Genomic DNA, 15991 nt, shown 5'->3' on the forward strand with positions numbered 1-15991 from the left:
TCGCTTTAAAAAAGACCGCGCGAAAGCGCGGTTTTTTTTAAGATAAATCCTGTTATTCTCAAGTATTGGATTTTTAAATTTTGCCTCAGATGATGAAATTGTACTCCATGCTGAATGAGATGCTTCAAGTAAGTATTTTCGGCGTGTAACTTCCTTCACATTTTATTTATCGGTAATCATTTTATTTCAGTATCTTAACTACTGCAGCTGTATACATTGTTGACAAGTAATTGCTAGGATTATGTACATTCAACTTTAGCCAATCAGACTACATCAATTTGATACAGATACAATATTATATATATAATCTAAAACATTAAAATATCACGCTATAAAAAATGAAAATCGAACCAATTATCACAAAAACCAAATTTAGATTAATGCTTATTTTTTCTCTACTCTTCGCCATTTTTAGTGCAACATTTGATGCCTATGATGAAACGTTTATCTCAATCAATGAGACGTTATCAATAGATCCCCAAAACTGGGAATTAGCCATTACTTGTCTTCTTTCAATTATTTTTTTGATCATATTCATTGGTTTGCTTCTATTCAAAGAATGGGCGAGGAAACTATATATTTATACTTTTTTCCCAATTTTACTCATTTATTTATTACCGAGTTACTATTGGACATTAATGTCTGGTCTAAGTGCTATTTTTTATGAGCTAGGCAATATTCTCTCTACACTAATTTGGGGCATTTTAGTTGTACCTAGCCTCTACCAACCTTTATTTAAAAAAGATGCTGAATTCACTGAAGTTAAAGATGACAAAAAATAATTTGTTTCTTTGATAAAAAAACCGCGCTTAGGCGCGGTTTTTTATTGGTTACAAAAAATAACAATAGCTTATTAAAGGAGATTTTTAATTATCTTAATGTCAAAAAGATCAATGATAAAAACTAATCTATTAATTATAAAAAAGATTTTATAAACTAAAAGACATTGTTACTTATTACATTAATTATTCCATTATTGCCAAGTCTAAAAACATCTTTTTAAATTTTTATAGCCAGATCACAAATTCTCCCACTCTCCTGCATTTTTTATCATTTTGACGAAATTAATTAAGTAGCTAACAATAAGATTTATTTATATTTTTTATTTTGCCATGAAAAAATTTCTATGGTGGGGACTTAGCTTGTGTTTATGCATAGGCTTACAAACGACGAGCTTTGCCCAAAATAATCTACCAATGGTTTCCTCTAATCAACCTTTAAAGTATCGAATTGCTTTTATTGATCCACGGTTTCAACTCACTAAAGAACAACTTATTGAAGTAAGCCAACAAGCTGCTGAAATCTGGCACAAAGAGACTGGAAAAACCTATTTTTCTTATAATTCAGAAGCACAGTTATCAATTAACTTAATTTATGATGATCATCAAATTATTAAAAGTGAACAACAAGAAAATTTAAATGCTCTTTTACAAAAGCAGGAACAATGGCGCATTAAAAATGAAGAGATTATTTTAAACAAACAAGAAATTGATCAGCTATCATCTGATTTGAACAAAAAAAAGATCAGTCTAAAAGCTGAATTTGAACACTATCAACGAGACGTAGCACACTTTAACCAAGGGGAACATCGATACTCTCTTGCCGACGAATTAAAAGAGCGGCAGAATCAAATCCAGCAAATATCTGGAAATTTGCAAAATGAATCAAATAATTTAAATTTTAGAATTCAACTGCTTAACAAAAAAATTAAAGAACTAAATCAAGAGCAAAGCGATTTAACAACTTTAATGACACAATTTAAGCTAGAACAAAAAGCCAGTATTCAGATCTTTCATAAAGGCTTATTCAGTCAAAACCAAATTCAAATTTACGGTTATGCTTCTTTAAATGATTTACGTTTGACCCTTGCTCATGAGTTTGGCCATGCTTTAGGACTAAAACATACTACTGATCCCAAATCTTTAATGTACCCCCGTTTAAAAGAGCAAGATATTCATAATTTCAAATTAACAGATTCAGATTTAGAGTTATTAGGCTCAATTTATAGTTCAATTAAGGAAAATCATTAAAGTTAAATAATTAAAAAAACTAAATAAAACCCAATACAATGAATTTAATCTAAATAAATAATTTTGCATTTGGTAAAAACTAATGAGACTAAAGTCGCATTTATTTATTTGAATTGTACATTTTTTGATTGATTTTTCATTTTATATTCTTATAATACGTTTTTTTTAAAATCTCCCCCTCTTCTATTATGCGTTTAACATCTTTGTTACTAGGCGTAGCCTTTGCTTTTTCTAATTTTCAGGCTAATGCTAATCTTGCCACTCCAGCTCATACTCAAATTCAGCAAAAAGCGGGTCAGCACCTGACTTATAAAGTTGCTGAAATTGATCCCCGTTTTGGTTTGAGCCAAGATCAATTGATTCAGATTAGCCAACAAGCTGCGGATATTTGGAAACAAGGTACTGGGCAGGATTATTTTACTTATGATCCAAATGCAAAGTTAGAAATTCGTCTAGTTTACGATAATGGTCAAAGTCGTTCTGAACAGCGTCAAAAAATTGCAGCTCAGTTCCAGCAAGAACAGCAACGTGTAATTGATGCCCAGCAACAAATTAAGCAATTGAAGCAAACCCTTGGTCAAACTCAATCTGACCTTGAAAATAAAAAGCAGATTTTGAATGGCAAATTGAAAAATCTTGACCAACTAATGATACAGCTTAACCAAGGTAAATTAGCACCTGAATATAGTGCTAAATCTTTGGCTAAAACCCAGAAAGATTTGCAAAAGCAAACTGTTGCTTTAAAGAAAGAAATTGCTGCATATAATGAGCAAGCTAAAGATTTAAATGTCAAAGTTACTCATTTTAATCAGATTAATAATGAGTTTAATAATTCATTAAACGAATTTAAGCAAAATGCTCAAGCTGATGTCTTTAAAAAAGGTATCTACAACGGCAAACAAATCGTGATTTATGAGTTTAAGTCTATTGATGATTTACGTTTAACGATTGCTCATGAGTTAGGACATGCGCTTGGTTTAAAACACAGTGATCAACCAAATGCATTGATGTACTCAGTTCGTAAAGATGGTGACAAAAAAATCACTGGTCTTACCGATGCTGATCGTGATCTATTGAGTGCTTTACCTCAATAATTAAGAACTTGATATAAAATGATGTATCTATTTCTAGATAGATACATCGAAATTCATATCAAAGTCATGTTATTGTGGTCATAAGAGCTAACGAAAATAGAATGGAGATCAAGATGAGTTACTATCATATCCTGATTGAAGTAAATGATCATATCAGCACAATTGAACAAACACGCGATATTGAACTGTTTGATATTATTGAAATCAAACCGTATCTTCATTCTATTCTAATCCCCTTTTTCAATGAGCATGAAATCGAGCTTGAAGATGAAAATATTGAATACAAAGATATTTTGCATCTTGAGGTGAAACAGACTCTGCTACCGATTGAACATTTAATTGAAGAAGAACAAAAGCAATTACCAAGTGATACAGATGTTACGATCACTGCGTATGAAATCTTTAATGATCGAGATTTAAGCCAAGATGTCACTTCAGTTATTTTTGATATATTGGAAGCGGTTAAATTAGATTAGCAATCTTATACAAGTACTTATAAAAAAGGTCTGCATGTGCAGACCTTTTTATTATTTTCAGTTTATTGCATCATTTTTTTGGCTTGTTCTTGACGGAATGCGCGTAAGATTTGTTGCCCTGCTCGTCCGCTTGGATTTAAACCTAAACGAGTTTGCTCCTGACGAATAGCCACACGGGTTTTATCCCCAATAAGACCATCAACCGCGCCAATATCGTAGCCGCGATTAATCAAAAACTGTTGGATTTCACGACGTTCTGCACGTGAAGTTCCTGGATCATCAGTTGGCCAAGATGTCGCAAAAGGACGAGCGCCTTTTAAACGATCAGATAGATGAGCAATTGCAAGACCATAACTTTCCGCAGCGTTATAACTATAAATAGCATCAAAATTCTTAAATACTAAGAATACTGGACCATTTACGCCTGCTGGTGCCATTAAACCTGCCGAAGTACTGCTAGATAAAGCCCCTTGAACAAGTGGAGAGCCGTCAATTCGAGTAACACCTCGCGCACTCCAGCTACTTAAAGCTTTCTTTGAGCGTCGCCCTTCTCCATCAATTGACATACCTTGAGGAACTTTTACTTCAAAACCCCATGGCATTCCTGCTTGCCAACCCGCTTTATTTAAGAAATTAGCCGTTGAAGCCAATGCATCAACTGTACTAGACACCAAGTCTCGACGACCATCTCCATCAAAGTCAACAGCTAACCGTTCATAAGTCGATGGCATAAATTGGGTATGACCAAATGCCCCAGCCCATGAACCTTTCAGTTGATCTTCGGTTAAGTCACCACGCTGTAAAATACGCATGGTGGCAAAAAATTCAGTACGGAAATAACTTTGTCGGCGACCTTCACAACTTAAAGTTCCGAGTGCTTGTAATAAAGGATATTTTCCAGAAATATCACCAAAATTACTTTCAACACCCCACACTGCCACAATTGTTTCTGGTGGTACGCCGTAGGTTTGAGAAGCACGATTTAAAACATCGCGATATTGCGCCAACTTTTGTTTTCCAAGCTCAACACGTTCTTCATCGACCAAGCCAGAAAGATAATCCCAAATAGGCGTCGAAAATTCTGGTTGATAATTTAATTTATCAATAACCGAATAATCTGGAGTTAAGTTTTGAGTATAACGATCATAGGTTGTACCAGAGACTCCAGCAGCAATCGCTTGAGAGCGTAAATTTGCCAAACAACTTTGGAAATTATTATTAGGCGTATAATTTTCGTTAGTCACTGTCGGAACAGTGGCACTGCTAGATATTGTGGAACCATTAATTACGAGCTCTGCTTGAGCCTGAGTCATTGCTAAAAATACAGAGCCAACAATACAAGAAAAACGTCGCATATTATCCCAGTTTCAATTTTTGAATTTAAATTTTTAAGTACCATACCATTATGAGTCTAAAATTTCAGAGAGAAAACGTAAATTTGAATTCATAATCTCTTCTTTAAATTCATTTCCCGTGTTTTAAATTCAAATTTTCCACTTTATTTTGAATTTAAAACTTCTGCGAAGTGCATCACTAGTTTTGAATTCAAAATAATAGCGTATAGTTTAAATTCAAAAACCTTATTTTAAATTTAAACTATAAAATATGTGTTTCTGTGGATAAACTTATCCACAACCAAGCAAAAACAGTACTATTTATTGATTCTTTTCTATATTTCGTCATTCTTTATGACACAGCAAATCCAATCACCGACAATCTGTATTTTTAAATTCAAAAGTTAACCCATGTTTTAAATTCAAACCAGCCACGTTATTTTGAATTCAAAAAACACAACCTCTACCGCATAGTATAAATCAAATCCTCTTTGTGGATAACTAACTTTAAATTCAAAACAATGTAAAAAACTTGTTTTCACTTTTTAAATTTAGAAACACCACCAATATTTAAATTCAAAAATTCACGTAAAAAGTTATCCACAAACCCAAATACTTATGATTTATTATTTTTTAAATTTAAAAGATAAAAAAAGCGATCCGAAGATCGCTTTTTTGCAAAATCAAAAGTACTTAGAGGGTCATATCTGCTGTTAGAGCGAGTGGTTCTGGCAAAATTTTCGCCAATTGACGGCATAACGTCGTCAATTCATTACTATCCACAGGCATTAAAGTGATATGGCCTAATTTACGGCCAGCACGTTCAGACTTGTTATAAAGATGTAGATGAGCACCATTTAAGGCAAGTACATCTTCAGTTTTAGGATGCTGACCAATAATATTGATCATGACCGTTGGACGAACAACGTCTGTTGAACCTAATGGAAGACCTGCAACAGCTCGAATATGGTTTTCAAACTGAGAACAGACAGCGCCTTCAATTGACCAGTGACCTGAGTTATGCACACGTGGTGCCATCTCATTTGCACACAAACCTTGTTCTGTCACAAACAGCTCTAGAGTCAACACACCAACATAGTTGAGGTGATTCAGCAAACGCGTAATGTAGTCTTGAGCAACAGGCTGTAAAGCTTCACTATTCGGTGCTGGAACAATTGAATGCGATAAAATGCCATTATGGTGGTGATTTTCAGCCAATGGCCAAGTTTTTACTTCACCATTTTGGCCGCGCACCGCAATAATTGAAACTTCGCGAGAGAATTTAACAAAGCTTTCGGCAACTAGACTTTTTGCAGGACCAAGTTCAGCCCACGCGGTGTCAATCTGGTCTTCTGAACGAAGTACAAACTGACCTTTACCATCATATCCACCAGTTGCAGTCTTAAGCACAATCGGTAAACCAAGCTCAGCAACAGCCTTTTTCAAACTTTCTAAGCTATCTACAGCACGATACGGCGCAACGGGAATAGTAAGTTCATCAAACAATGCTTTTTCTGACAAACGATTTTGCGCAGTCGCTAAAGCAACACGGGGAGGGTGCAATGCTTTGGTTTGTGTTAAAACATCAACATCTTCAACTGGTGTATTTTCAAACTCAAGACTGAAAACATCAGCACTTTCAATAAACTGTTTTAAACCTTGCTCATCTTGGCTAGAAAAGACTTGGCCTAAAACACCTGCTGGACAATCTGTATTTGCTTCAAAAAAAGTACACTGAATATTTAATGGTAAAGCCGCTTGAGCCATCATTCGGCCCAGTTGCCCACCACCAAAAATACCGATAGTTTTATCCATCTCAGCCTCTTACACCTGACCCGGAATATTTTTGCTTGCAACTTTATCAGTTTGCGCAGCACGGAAATCAGCAACATTTTTCGCGATTTCAGGACGAGTTAAACCTAAGATTTGTGCCGCCATAATTGCAGCATTCGTCGCACCTGCTGGACCAATCGCTAAAGTACCAACTGCAATACCAGCTGGCATTTGTACGATTGAAAGCAAAGAATCTACGCCATTTAAAATTGATGATTTCACTGGCACACCCAAAACAGGTAAATCAGTTTTTGCGGCACACATTCCAGGTAAATGCGCTGCACCACCAGCACCAGCAATAATCACTTGAATACCACGATCACGCGCAGTTTCTGCATATTCAAATAAACGATCTGGAGTACGATGAGCAGATACCACTTCCGCTTCAAATGGGACACCAAGCTGTTTAAGCATATTGGCTGTGTTTTCGAGAGTTGCCCAATCAGATTGAGAACCCATAATAATTCCAACGAGAGGTTGAGCGTCTTGTGCTGCGGCCGCATTCATTGCTAATGTTCCAGAGACAAAAGTAAAAGAAGATAAATCTCGACGAGAGCCAAGTTTTAAATGGTTCGGAAGCCCATTATTATAGACTGATTTTTCATCTCACGAAAATTTAACTGACCAGCTCTGCGAATATTTTTAATATCATGAAAAAATGTCATGGTTTAACAGTGAAATATTCTCAAATTTTATTAATATAGCGCGCTTAATCAACTCAATGCTTTTGACTATGAAGACCCAACGCCAAGAGATCAATAATTTTCTAAAATTCTAAAAAAAGCGTGTAAACACCCAGCAAGATAATCAGGTATTTAGAAAATAATAGCTTGTATAGAATCAATTATTCAATACAAGCTATTGCAAATTATTGGCTTCTAAATACGAAATAAACACAGCCAAATAGACATAACATCGCCCACAAGTAATCCAGTTTAAATGGCTGTTTAAACAAGAAAATCATAAACGGTACAAACACAATCAGCGTAACTACTTCCTGCGTGATTTTCATTTCACCGAGCAACCAGCCTTGTGCACTCAGCATACGAGTAGCAGGAATCATAAAACTGTATTCAAGCAAGGCAATAATCCAACCGAATAAAATCGCTTGCCAGAGTGGAGCATGGTGCAAAAATTTGAGGTGCCCATACCATGCAAGTGTCATAAAACAGTTAGAAATAATTAATAGCGTAAAAGCTAAAACCGTTGGGCTCAAAGGCACATCCCTCATCATCACGATGATTTAAGTATTATTAAAGATATAAAACATTATAAAAGATAAAACTGTAATTCAGCTTAAATACAAAAAATAAAGCTGTACTTTTATAAGGGCCTCAAACACATAGAACAACAACGATTTTTGACTATCTTTTCTAGTAGAGCCTTGCTATCGTTGCTGCCAAATTTATCAATAATGAACGCGCAGACACTTGACGTGCTGTGTATAGAAGCAGTGGAGAAGGCGAGCAATGCATCTGCATATCTTGGGTATTTGTGGCACTTTTATGGGCTCTTTAGCACTTTTAGCTCGTGATTTAGGGCATAAGGTAACCGGTTCCGATTCAAACGTTTACCCGCCAATGTCTACCCAGTTAGAAAACGCAGGTATTACCCTCATGCAAGGCTATGATCGTAGTCATTTGCAGCCTCATCCAGATTTAGTCATTGTCGGAAATGCCATGAAACGTGGTATTGATGCTGTGGAATATATGCTTAACGAAGGTCTGCCATATATTTCTGGTCCACAGTTCCTTGCTGACCACGTTTTACAAGGTAAACATGTACTTGGTGTAGCTGGTACTCACGGTAAGACAACAACAACGACCATGCTGGCTTGGGTACTTGATCAGGCGGGTTTAAACCCAGGCTTTTTAATTGGTGGTGTTCCACTTGGTTTTAGTGAAAGCGCTCGTTTAGGTGGCGGCAAATACTTCTGCGTTGAAGCCGATGAATATGACTCAGCTTTCTTTGATAAGCGCTCTAAGTTTGTTCACTATCACCCCAAAACGGCGATTTTAAACAACCTAGAATTCGACCATGCCGATATTTTTGATGACCTCGCGGCTATTCAAAAGCAATTTCATCATCTTGTTCGTACCATTCCAAGTGAAGGCCGTATTATTGCGCCAATTACTGAAACTCATATTGATGAAGTACTTGAAATGGGCTGCTGGACACCAGTCATTCGTACAAGTCTAGAAGCGAATGAAAAAGCTGCTTTGTCTGCCGAACTCATTTCAATTGATGGTAGCCATTTTAAAGTATTAGAAAATGGCAATATCGTTGGTGAAGTGAAATGGAGCATGACAGGGCAACATAGCGTAGCTAATGCTTTGGCAACGATTGCAGCCGCTCAGCATGTGGGTGTGGCGCTTGAACAAGCTTGTGAAGCTTTGTCTAACTTTGGCGGTGTGAAACGTCGTATGGAGTTACTCGGTACAGTTAATGGCATTGAGGTTTATGATGACTTTGCTCACCATCCAACTGCAATTGACACGACTTTAGATGGCGCACGTAAACGCTTAGGCGAACGCCGTTTATGGGCCATTATCGAACCACGTTCAAACACAATGCGTATGGGCAGTCATAAAGATGGCTTAGCACATTCAGCACGCTTAGCAGACGAAGTCATCTGGTATCAACCAGAAGGTTTAGATTGGGATTTACAACCGGTGATTGAAGCTGCTTCTAACCATGCTCAAGTTAGCCGTTCACTTGATGAAATTATTGAACGTATTGTCAATGAAGCAGGAGAGGGCGATGCTGTTGTGATTATGTCTAATGGTGGCTTTGGTGGATTACATCAAAAATTAATGAATGCATTAAAAGCAAAAGCTGCTTAACTTTTGCTTTTAACTATTCAATAAAAAAGCGGGTTTCAAATTGAAACCCGCTTTTTTATTCAGCCGTTTTAAACCTTCTCTGGCTCTATATTTTCTATAAATTTATTAGAAACCATTAAACGTAAACTATAGACAATACCCATCGCAAAAACGCTATATCCCACGTTATTACAAATAAACGGAATACATAAAATGATGAGAGCCGTAATAGGGTAAAACCATTTGCTGATTCCCGCTAAACATTCAAATTCATATAGTAGCCAAATGCAGGTGGTATACAGCACTACACTCACCGCAACGACTATTCCCATATATAAATCGGAAATATGGGCATGATGGGTTGTGACATCCACAGCAGCAGCAAGCGCAGCGCCCACCGTAGCAATACTCACAAAAACAAAGTAATGACCATACCCCCATACAAACGGGCGCACACCTTTCAAATGGTGATGCTGTTCACTACGGTCAAAATAAGCCCACCACATTGCGAACATAAGCATCAATCCACCGATCATTAAGAAAACGGCAGGAATATTAATAGATTGAGCAGTCAGCGCATCACGGATTGCATTAAAGCTACCAATAATTGATTCACCCAACACAATAATCGTAAGCAGGGCATAACGCTCTACAATATGATGTGGATGCCACGGCGTAGGTGAATATTTTTCTGCATAGTAGGGAACAAATAGCTCCATCGCAGCCAGAAATAAAAATAAAGGGGCCGAAAGTACATGGGTAAAATTGGCAACTAACCAACCAATCTGTACCAGTACAATCCCTATTGCATAACGATAAGCCGTAATACGCCGAGCAGGATCGTATTTTGCTGCACGTAACCACTGGGTCACTAATGCCATTCGCATGATGACATAACCGATGATCATTACGTCAAAATCCTGACTATGAAATACATCAGGAATGCCTGCTGCCATCACCAATGAACCTGCAATTTGCACAAAGGTGAGGCATCGATACAACGCATCGTCGTTATCGTAAGCCGAAGCAAACCATGAAAAATTCATCCATGCCCACCACAGCGCAAAAAATACCATCAAGTAGCTTGGTAACGCATGCCATAGATGATTTTCAATAATGGCGTGGTGTAACTGCTGACCTGCTGTTGCAATCGCGACCACAAAAATTAAATCGAACAATAATTCGAGGGGAGTCGCTGCTCTATGCGGCTGTTTTGGATCTCTTGGAGATAAAGGCCTCAAACTTAATTTTTTCTGTTTTTCTTGAGTAGTCATAAAATAACGTTCTCGAATAAAATGCCAACACGTTAGCACTTTAATATCAACGCTTAGATCACGCATTAAAAATTATCGTTCTAAGCTGTTTAATCTTTACTCACAAACAAACTATATTTCATTTTTGTGACAATTCTTTATCATAGCTCACGTTTTTGTTCTTGTTTGGAATATGAATGTCTTTAGAAACACTCAACCTTAGCTTATTCCATGTTATTAATGGGGCTCAGGATGCGAGTCAATTTATCATTCGTCTTGCTATCTTTTTTGCTAATGATCTCCTCTATATTCTTTTATTCATCCTTACATTTTTATGGTTCTATGGCGACCAAGATTTAAAAAATAGGGTTGTTAAATCTGTCTTTTTGACCTGCGTGTCGCTTTTAGTAGGTTATGTTATTTCTCTGTTTTACCATCACGCAAGACCGTTTGTGATGGGTGTTGGTACTACTTTTATCGAACATGCGCCCACGGCATCTTTTCCAAGTAATCATATGCTGATTTTTAGCACCATCGCTCTGTCTTATTTATTTGCTCAGCGTAAACTGATTGGAATAATTCTTCTATCCTTGTCATTTGTCGTGGCATGGTCACGTATTTATTTAGGTGTGCATTTCCCTTTAGATATGTTGGGCGCTTTTATTGTAGCGCTATTGGTAAATACAGCCGGATATTACTTCTGGAATGCTTATGGCATGCATTTAACAGCATTCTTTATTCACCTTTACCAAATTATATGCAAACCACTTTTAGATCGAGGTTTAATTAAATAACCTTTAGATCCTTTTTAGTGTTAAAAACCACGAAATTAAGTTCAGTTGCGTAATACTAAAAAATCTGCCATTCTATGTGTACTTGGATATGTTTTATCCAAAACAGAATTTAGTTTGACAAGGGGAGTAGCCTCCTCCAAACATAACAGCAATGTTATGTGTCAGATATCGTCAATACACTTTTATTAAAAAGTCGGTATCTGAGCATCATGAAATTCATGATGTAGGCAAGACCTTGATCATGTTGGCACAGATGTTTAATTCATCTGGCAACGGGTCAAGGTTTTTTTATGCCCAATTGCCGGATGTGGAGGTTTTATGGAATCGATCGGCAATTTATGGCTGTATGTAGCATTCTTTGGCATTGTCATTGTCATGCTCCTGATAGACTTTTTAGGCTTTAAGCAAAAGCAAGGTCAGGATGTTTCAATTAAGCAAGCTGCTTACTGGAGCGTGGCATGGGTGAGTGTCGCAGCCTTATTTGGTGGTGGTTTATGGCTTTACCTACAACAAACTGTTGGGGTGACCTTAGCAAATCAAAAGACCATGGAATACTTTGCTGGTTACTTACTTGAAAAGTCGCTCGCAATTGACAACGTTTTTGTCTGGTTAATGATTTTCGCAGCGTTTGCTATTCCTGCTGCATTACAACGTAAAATCCTTCTCTACGGCGTATTAGGCGCAATCGTACTGCGTACTCTCTTTATCTTTATTGGTGCATGGTTCGTTCAAGAATTCTCTTGGGTGCTTTATATCTTCGGTGCATTCTTGGTATACACAGGCTTTAAGTTCTTAAAAGGCCAAGATGAAGAAACCAATATTGAAGACATCAAGCTTTTAAAATGGTTACGTAACCACATGCGTATTACACCGCAGCTTGAAGGTGACAAATTCTTTGTACGTCAAAATGGCTTATTGTGGGCAACGCCGTTATTTCTAGTTTTGATTTTGGTTGAAGCTTCTGACGTGATTTTCGCGGTAGATTCTATCCCTGCTATTTTCGCGGTAACTAGCGATCCATTTATTGTTTTAACAGCGAACTTAATGGCAATTTTAGGTTTACGCGCAATGTTCTTCTTGCTTGCTGGCGCTGCGACCAAATTGCATTACTTACCATACGGCTTAGGCATTATCTTATTGTTCATTGGTGCAAAAATGTTGTTGCTTGATGTATTCCACATGCCAATCTGGATCTCGTTAAGCTTTATCGTCTTGGTGTTAGCAATTACTGCTTATCTATCCTTACGACACAACAAAAAGCAATTGCAGTCTTAATTCATCACAACAAGGCATCTACAAGCGAGATGCCTTGTGCTTTAAATTTTCAAAATAGACTGTACTTTAAAAAAACAGATTAATATTATATGCCAACTTAAAATTTATCTTTCCTAATCAGAAACATAATAGACAATATCTATTCGACATTGTATGTCGAACATACTTATTAAAATGTGTGGAGTCTCATGCGTTCTAAAAAAATTAATCTTGTCGTGGTGCCTTTATTACTCACGGCATGTAGCCATAATGATGGTCCTTTAGTACAAGATGTATATAACAACCAATATGACTGTGCTCGCGACTGGAATACTGAAACTTGTGAAGAAGAAAATAGCTCAAGTGGACATAGTTCTGGTTCAGGCCATTATTTAGGGCCTGCGTATTATCGAAATAACCGCGAAGTTTCTTATCACGGCAATACCTTACATCCTTATAGCAACTTGAGTGCTGGTCGCCCCATCATTTCAACCACGGCGAAAAGCTCGTCTTTTTCATCGCCAATTAGAGGGGGATTTGGTCGTAGCGGTTTTTCTTTCGGCGGCTAAGTCTTCAGGCATTAACATAAGATGAAAAGAAAAATCTTTACTCCACGCCCAGACTGGCAAGTGGAGCATCAAAATATTGGTTTTGATTACTTTAATTTACCTTCTCTCGATGGCTCAATTTACTGGTCTGAAGGAGTTGCTTACGAGTTTACCCTTAAGCAGATTGAACAACTTGAAGATGCAGCAAATGAACTGCATCAAATGTGTTTATCTGTTGTAGGAGAACTCATTCAACGGGGTGACTATCCTGCTTATTTTCAAATTCCAGAAGCAGCCCTAAGCCATATTGAAAGCTCATGGAAACAAAATGCACCAATGCTCTATGGTCGCTTTGATTTCGCCTACGATGGGCGAAATATCAAAATGCTGGAATACAATGCCGATACACCTACCGGCTTACTAGAAGCATCTGTAGCGCAGTGGCTGTGGATAGAAGAAGTCTCAGGCATTCCGAACCGAGACCAGTTCAATAGTATTCATGAAGACCTGATTAAACGCTGGAAGACGATTTTACCGCGCGGTAGTCGTGTGCATTTTGCTGCCTGTCAGGAAGCGGGACGAGAAGATTGGGGCAATTTAGAGTATTTGATGGATACAGCCTACCAAGCTCATCTACAAGTTTCCGAGCTTTCTATGGAAAACATAGGTTGGAACGGACAAAATTTTATTGATCTTAATAATCGCACCATTCAAAACCTGTTCAAGCTCTATCCATGGGAATGGATCTGGGAAGAAGCATTTTCTCAATATATCCACCCACAAACACAGTGGATTGAACCTTGTTGGAAAATGCTACTTTCAAATAAAGCAATTCTGGTTGAGCTTTGGAAACGTTACCCAAACCATCCTTTATTGGTCGAAACCCATACTTATGACCCACAGCAAACATTGGCTGGCAAATGGGTGAAAAAACCGATTTTGGCAAGGGAAGGGGCTAATATTCGGGTTTTACAAGATGGCCATGACCAAGGTGCAGCTTCTGGTAGTTTCCATTTTGATGACTATGACAAATACGGTTATGTCGTACAAAAATGGGGAGACACCCCATTATTTTCAGGACAACTCCCTACACTCGGATTATGGATGGTCGGTCATCAATGCGCAGGTATGTCCATTCGTGAAGATTGCTACGACATTATCGGTAATGATGCTCACTTTGCAGCGCACTACTTTGTTGAGTAATAAACGCCTAGATATGCATAAAAAAGCACTTTAAAAGTGCTTTTTTATTGTGCCCTCAACGCAGTCAATCAGTGCATAGCGAATAATGAACTTTAGTCTCTAAAGCTAAATTAGAACAAATATTCAAAAATATAATGACTTAATCTTATGTAATTTAATACTTTTATTCTTATTTCTTTAATTAAAAACCAATATTGGCAAGCTCTTTGCATCTCCTAAAAAGAAAAAAGCCTAGATTTTAAGGGCTCGTGAGAGCCCTAATTTTTTTAAGGAGTAATGCCATGAATGCTATCCCAACTTTAACGCCACTTGCTATGCCATGTAACAGCAGTTTTGATGCAAAAGATTGGGAAATTTTATCTACTCACTGGTATCCAGTTGCTCGTATTCAAGACGCCTCTACTGCACCCCAGCGAGTGACACTATTAGACGTGAATATGGCACTGTATAAAACAGAAAGTGGCGAAATTCATCTGGTCCGAGACATTTGCCCACATCGTGGTGTGCCTTTAACCAAAGGTTGGGTGGATGGTGAGGAGATTGTGTGTCCTTATCATGGTCTACGCTATAACACCGAAGGGAAATGTACCCAAATACCAGCTCAACCCGAACTAACCAAAATCTCTGATCGTTTTTCTCTGACCAAATTTCCGGTTGTTCAACGTTATGGCTTGGTTTGGACCAGTATTCATGGTCATGATGTTGCTCAAGCCAATATTCCAGTATTAGATACTTGGGATCAGACAGAGCATCAAGCAATTTTGCCACCATTTGTCGATATTGGCGGTTCTAGCGGACGTCAACTTGAAGGTTTTATCGATGTCGCTCATTTTGCATGGGTACATCACAATGCCTTTGCTAATCGCGATAATCCAATCGTCCCTAAATATCACACTGAACGTACCAACTACGGCTTAAAAACGGTCTATATCAGTAATGTCAGTAACTATCCGCATGAACTAAAACATCTCGAACCAGAAGGCTTTTTGTGGAAGCGCACCTTTGATGTCTATCCACCTTTTTCAGCCGTGCTTACGGTCGATTTTCCAGAAGGCGGTGTTTTAAAAATTTTGAACGCCTGTTGTCCTATCTCAAGTAATAAAACTCGTTTATTTGTTCCATTAACACGTAACTTTGATCAAACAGGCGATTTAGAAAACGTATATGCATTTAATGCTCAAATTTTTGCTGAAGACCAAGACATGGTCGAATCACAAAAGCCAGAAGAATTGCCGCTAGATTTAATGATGGAAGCTCATTTTGAAGCTGACCGTTCATCAACGACTTATCGTCGGATCTTGGCTGAATGGGGACTAAGTAAACGTTATACCGTTTAAATTTTGGTTAACT

14 protein-coding genes and 1 pseudogene are annotated in these 15991 nt (G+C 37.6%); 10 read left to right on the top strand and 5 right to left on the bottom strand.

Annotated elements, in window-relative coordinates:
- Nucleotides 1-338 precede the first annotated feature (338 nt).
- The 4 genes and pseudogenes from MKL38_RS14065 (at nucleotide 339) to MKL38_RS14080 (ending at nucleotide 3600) form a co-directional block, all read left to right on the top strand.
- On the top strand, nucleotides 339-782 hold the full coding sequence (locus tag MKL38_RS14065) for a hypothetical protein (protein WP_005037720.1): 444 nt from the start codon (nucleotides 339-341) through the stop codon (nucleotides 780-782).
- 330 nt (nucleotides 783-1112) lie between these two features.
- Nucleotides 1113-2030 (top strand): matrixin family metalloprotease, encoded by a 918-nt coding sequence (locus MKL38_RS14070; protein WP_270903557.1) that lies wholly within the window; start codon nucleotides 1113-1115, stop codon nucleotides 2028-2030.
- 112 nt (nucleotides 2031-2142) lie between these two features.
- Nucleotides 2143-3124 (top strand): annotated as a pseudogene (locus tag MKL38_RS14075) (M57 family metalloprotease).
- Nucleotides 3125-3225: 101 nt separating this feature from the next.
- Nucleotides 3226-3600, top strand: a complete 375-nt coding sequence (locus tag MKL38_RS14080; protein WP_003656007.1) for a hypothetical protein — start codon at nucleotides 3226-3228, stop codon at nucleotides 3598-3600.
- Between the two features lie 62 nt (nucleotides 3601-3662).
- On the opposite strand, the gene MKL38_RS14085 is transcribed toward MKL38_RS14080, so the two are convergent.
- The 4 genes from MKL38_RS14085 to MKL38_RS14100 form a co-directional block, all read right to left on the bottom strand.
- Entirely contained in the window at nucleotides 3663-4955 is a 1293-nt protein-coding gene (locus MKL38_RS14085; RefSeq protein ID WP_270903559.1) for a lytic murein transglycosylase, read from the bottom strand.
- 672 nt (nucleotides 4956-5627) lie between these two features.
- A complete protein-coding gene (locus MKL38_RS14090) occupies nucleotides 5628-6749 on the bottom strand; it encodes a 5-(carboxyamino)imidazole ribonucleotide synthase (RefSeq protein ID WP_017387700.1) in 1122 nt (373 codons plus the stop codon).
- A gap of 9 nt (nucleotides 6750-6758) precedes the next feature.
- Nucleotides 6759-7274 carry a 5-(carboxyamino)imidazole ribonucleotide mutase gene (gene purE / locus MKL38_RS14095; RefSeq protein ID WP_002115451.1) on the bottom strand — a complete coding sequence of 172 codons (516 nt, stop codon included), beginning with the start codon at nucleotides 7272-7274 and terminating at the stop codon, nucleotides 6759-6761.
- 361 nt (nucleotides 7275-7635) lie between these two features.
- Nucleotides 7636-7998, bottom strand: a complete 363-nt coding sequence (locus MKL38_RS14100; RefSeq protein WP_080547845.1) for a DMT family protein — start codon at nucleotides 7996-7998, stop codon at nucleotides 7636-7638.
- 238 nt (nucleotides 7999-8236) lie between these two features.
- On the opposite strand from MKL38_RS14100, the gene mpl reads away from it, so the two are divergent.
- On the top strand, nucleotides 8237-9610 hold the full coding sequence (gene mpl / locus MKL38_RS14105) for a UDP-N-acetylmuramate:L-alanyl-gamma-D-glutamyl-meso-diaminopimelate ligase (protein ID WP_270903560.1): 1374 nt from the start codon (nucleotides 8237-8239) through the stop codon (nucleotides 9608-9610).
- Between the two features lie 68 nt (nucleotides 9611-9678).
- Here the strand turns inward: mpl and MKL38_RS14110 are convergent, their stop codons facing one another.
- A complete protein-coding gene (locus tag MKL38_RS14110; protein WP_270903561.1) occupies nucleotides 9679-10929 on the bottom strand; it encodes a low temperature requirement protein A in 1251 nt (416 codons plus the stop codon).
- Between the two features lie 110 nt (nucleotides 10930-11039).
- Here MKL38_RS14110 and MKL38_RS14115 point away from each other — a divergent pair, with 110 nt between their 5' ends.
- The 5 genes from MKL38_RS14115 to MKL38_RS14135 all read left to right on the top strand — a co-directional run bounded on the left by MKL38_RS14115 (nucleotide 11040) and on the right by MKL38_RS14135 (nucleotide 15978).
- Nucleotides 11040-11636: an undecaprenyl-diphosphatase gene (locus MKL38_RS14115; protein WP_017391203.1), complete on the top strand. Its 597-nt coding sequence runs from the start codon at nucleotides 11040-11042 to the stop codon at nucleotides 11634-11636.
- 318 nt (nucleotides 11637-11954) lie between these two features.
- Complete coding sequence (locus MKL38_RS14120; protein ID WP_270903562.1) at nucleotides 11955-12911, top strand: TerC family protein; 957 nt, start codon at nucleotides 11955-11957, stop codon at nucleotides 12909-12911.
- A 188-nt stretch (nucleotides 12912-13099) separates the two neighbouring features.
- Entirely contained in the window at nucleotides 13100-13459 is a 360-nt protein-coding gene (locus MKL38_RS14125) for a hypothetical protein (protein WP_056484376.1), read from the top strand.
- 21 nt (nucleotides 13460-13480) lie between these two features.
- Complete coding sequence (locus tag MKL38_RS14130) at nucleotides 13481-14641, top strand: glutathionylspermidine synthase family protein (RefSeq protein ID WP_270903563.1); 1161 nt, start codon at nucleotides 13481-13483, stop codon at nucleotides 14639-14641.
- 281 nt (nucleotides 14642-14922) lie between these two features.
- Nucleotides 14923-15978 (top strand): aromatic ring-hydroxylating oxygenase subunit alpha, encoded by a 1056-nt coding sequence (locus MKL38_RS14135; protein WP_270903564.1) that lies wholly within the window; start codon nucleotides 14923-14925, stop codon nucleotides 15976-15978.
- Nucleotides 15979-15991 lie beyond the last annotated feature (13 nt).

Source organism: Acinetobacter sp. AOR14_HL, from assembly GCF_027855175.1.
GTDB lineage: Bacteria > Pseudomonadota > Gammaproteobacteria > Pseudomonadales > Moraxellaceae > Acinetobacter > Acinetobacter calcoaceticus.

What these genes read in the sequence shown, in the direction of transcription:
- MKL38_RS14120 (WP_270903562.1), top strand. Translation starts at nt 11,955, where the DNA reads ATGGAATCGATCGGCAATTTATGGCTGTATGTAGCATTCTTTGGCATT.
- mpl (WP_270903560.1), top strand. Translation starts at nt 8,237, where the DNA reads ATGCATCTGCATATCTTGGGTATTTGTGGCACTTTTATGGGCTCTTTA.
- MKL38_RS14090 (WP_017387700.1), bottom strand. Translation starts at nt 6,749, where the DNA reads ATGGATAAAACTATCGGTATTTTTGGTGGTGGGCAACTGGGCCGAATG.
- MKL38_RS14125 (WP_056484376.1), top strand. Translation starts at nt 13,100, where the DNA reads ATGCGTTCTAAAAAAATTAATCTTGTCGTGGTGCCTTTATTACTCACG.
- MKL38_RS14080 (WP_003656007.1), top strand. Translation starts at nt 3,226, where the DNA reads ATGGAGATCAAGATGAGTTACTATCATATCCTGATTGAAGTAAATGAT.
- purE (WP_002115451.1), bottom strand. Translation starts at nt 7,274, where the DNA reads ATGAATGCGGCCGCAGCACAAGACGCTCAACCTCTCGTTGGAATTATT.
- MKL38_RS14085 (WP_270903559.1), bottom strand. Translation starts at nt 4,955, where the DNA reads ATGCGACGTTTTTCTTGTATTGTTGGCTCTGTATTTTTAGCAATGACT.
- MKL38_RS14070 (WP_270903557.1), top strand. Translation starts at nt 1,113, where the DNA reads ATGAAAAAATTTCTATGGTGGGGACTTAGCTTGTGTTTATGCATAGGC.
- MKL38_RS14135 (WP_270903564.1), top strand. Translation starts at nt 14,923, where the DNA reads ATGAATGCTATCCCAACTTTAACGCCACTTGCTATGCCATGTAACAGC.
- MKL38_RS14065 (WP_005037720.1), top strand. Translation starts at nt 339, where the DNA reads ATGAAAATCGAACCAATTATCACAAAAACCAAATTTAGATTAATGCTT.
- MKL38_RS14110 (WP_270903561.1), bottom strand. Translation starts at nt 10,929, where the DNA reads ATGCGTGATCTAAGCGTTGATATTAAAGTGCTAACGTGTTGGCATTTT.
- MKL38_RS14130 (WP_270903563.1), top strand. Translation starts at nt 13,481, where the DNA reads ATGAAAAGAAAAATCTTTACTCCACGCCCAGACTGGCAAGTGGAGCAT.
- MKL38_RS14100 (WP_080547845.1), bottom strand. Translation starts at nt 7,998, where the DNA reads ATGAGGGATGTGCCTTTGAGCCCAACGGTTTTAGCTTTTACGCTATTA.
- MKL38_RS14115 (WP_017391203.1), top strand. Translation starts at nt 11,040, where the DNA reads ATGTCTTTAGAAACACTCAACCTTAGCTTATTCCATGTTATTAATGGG.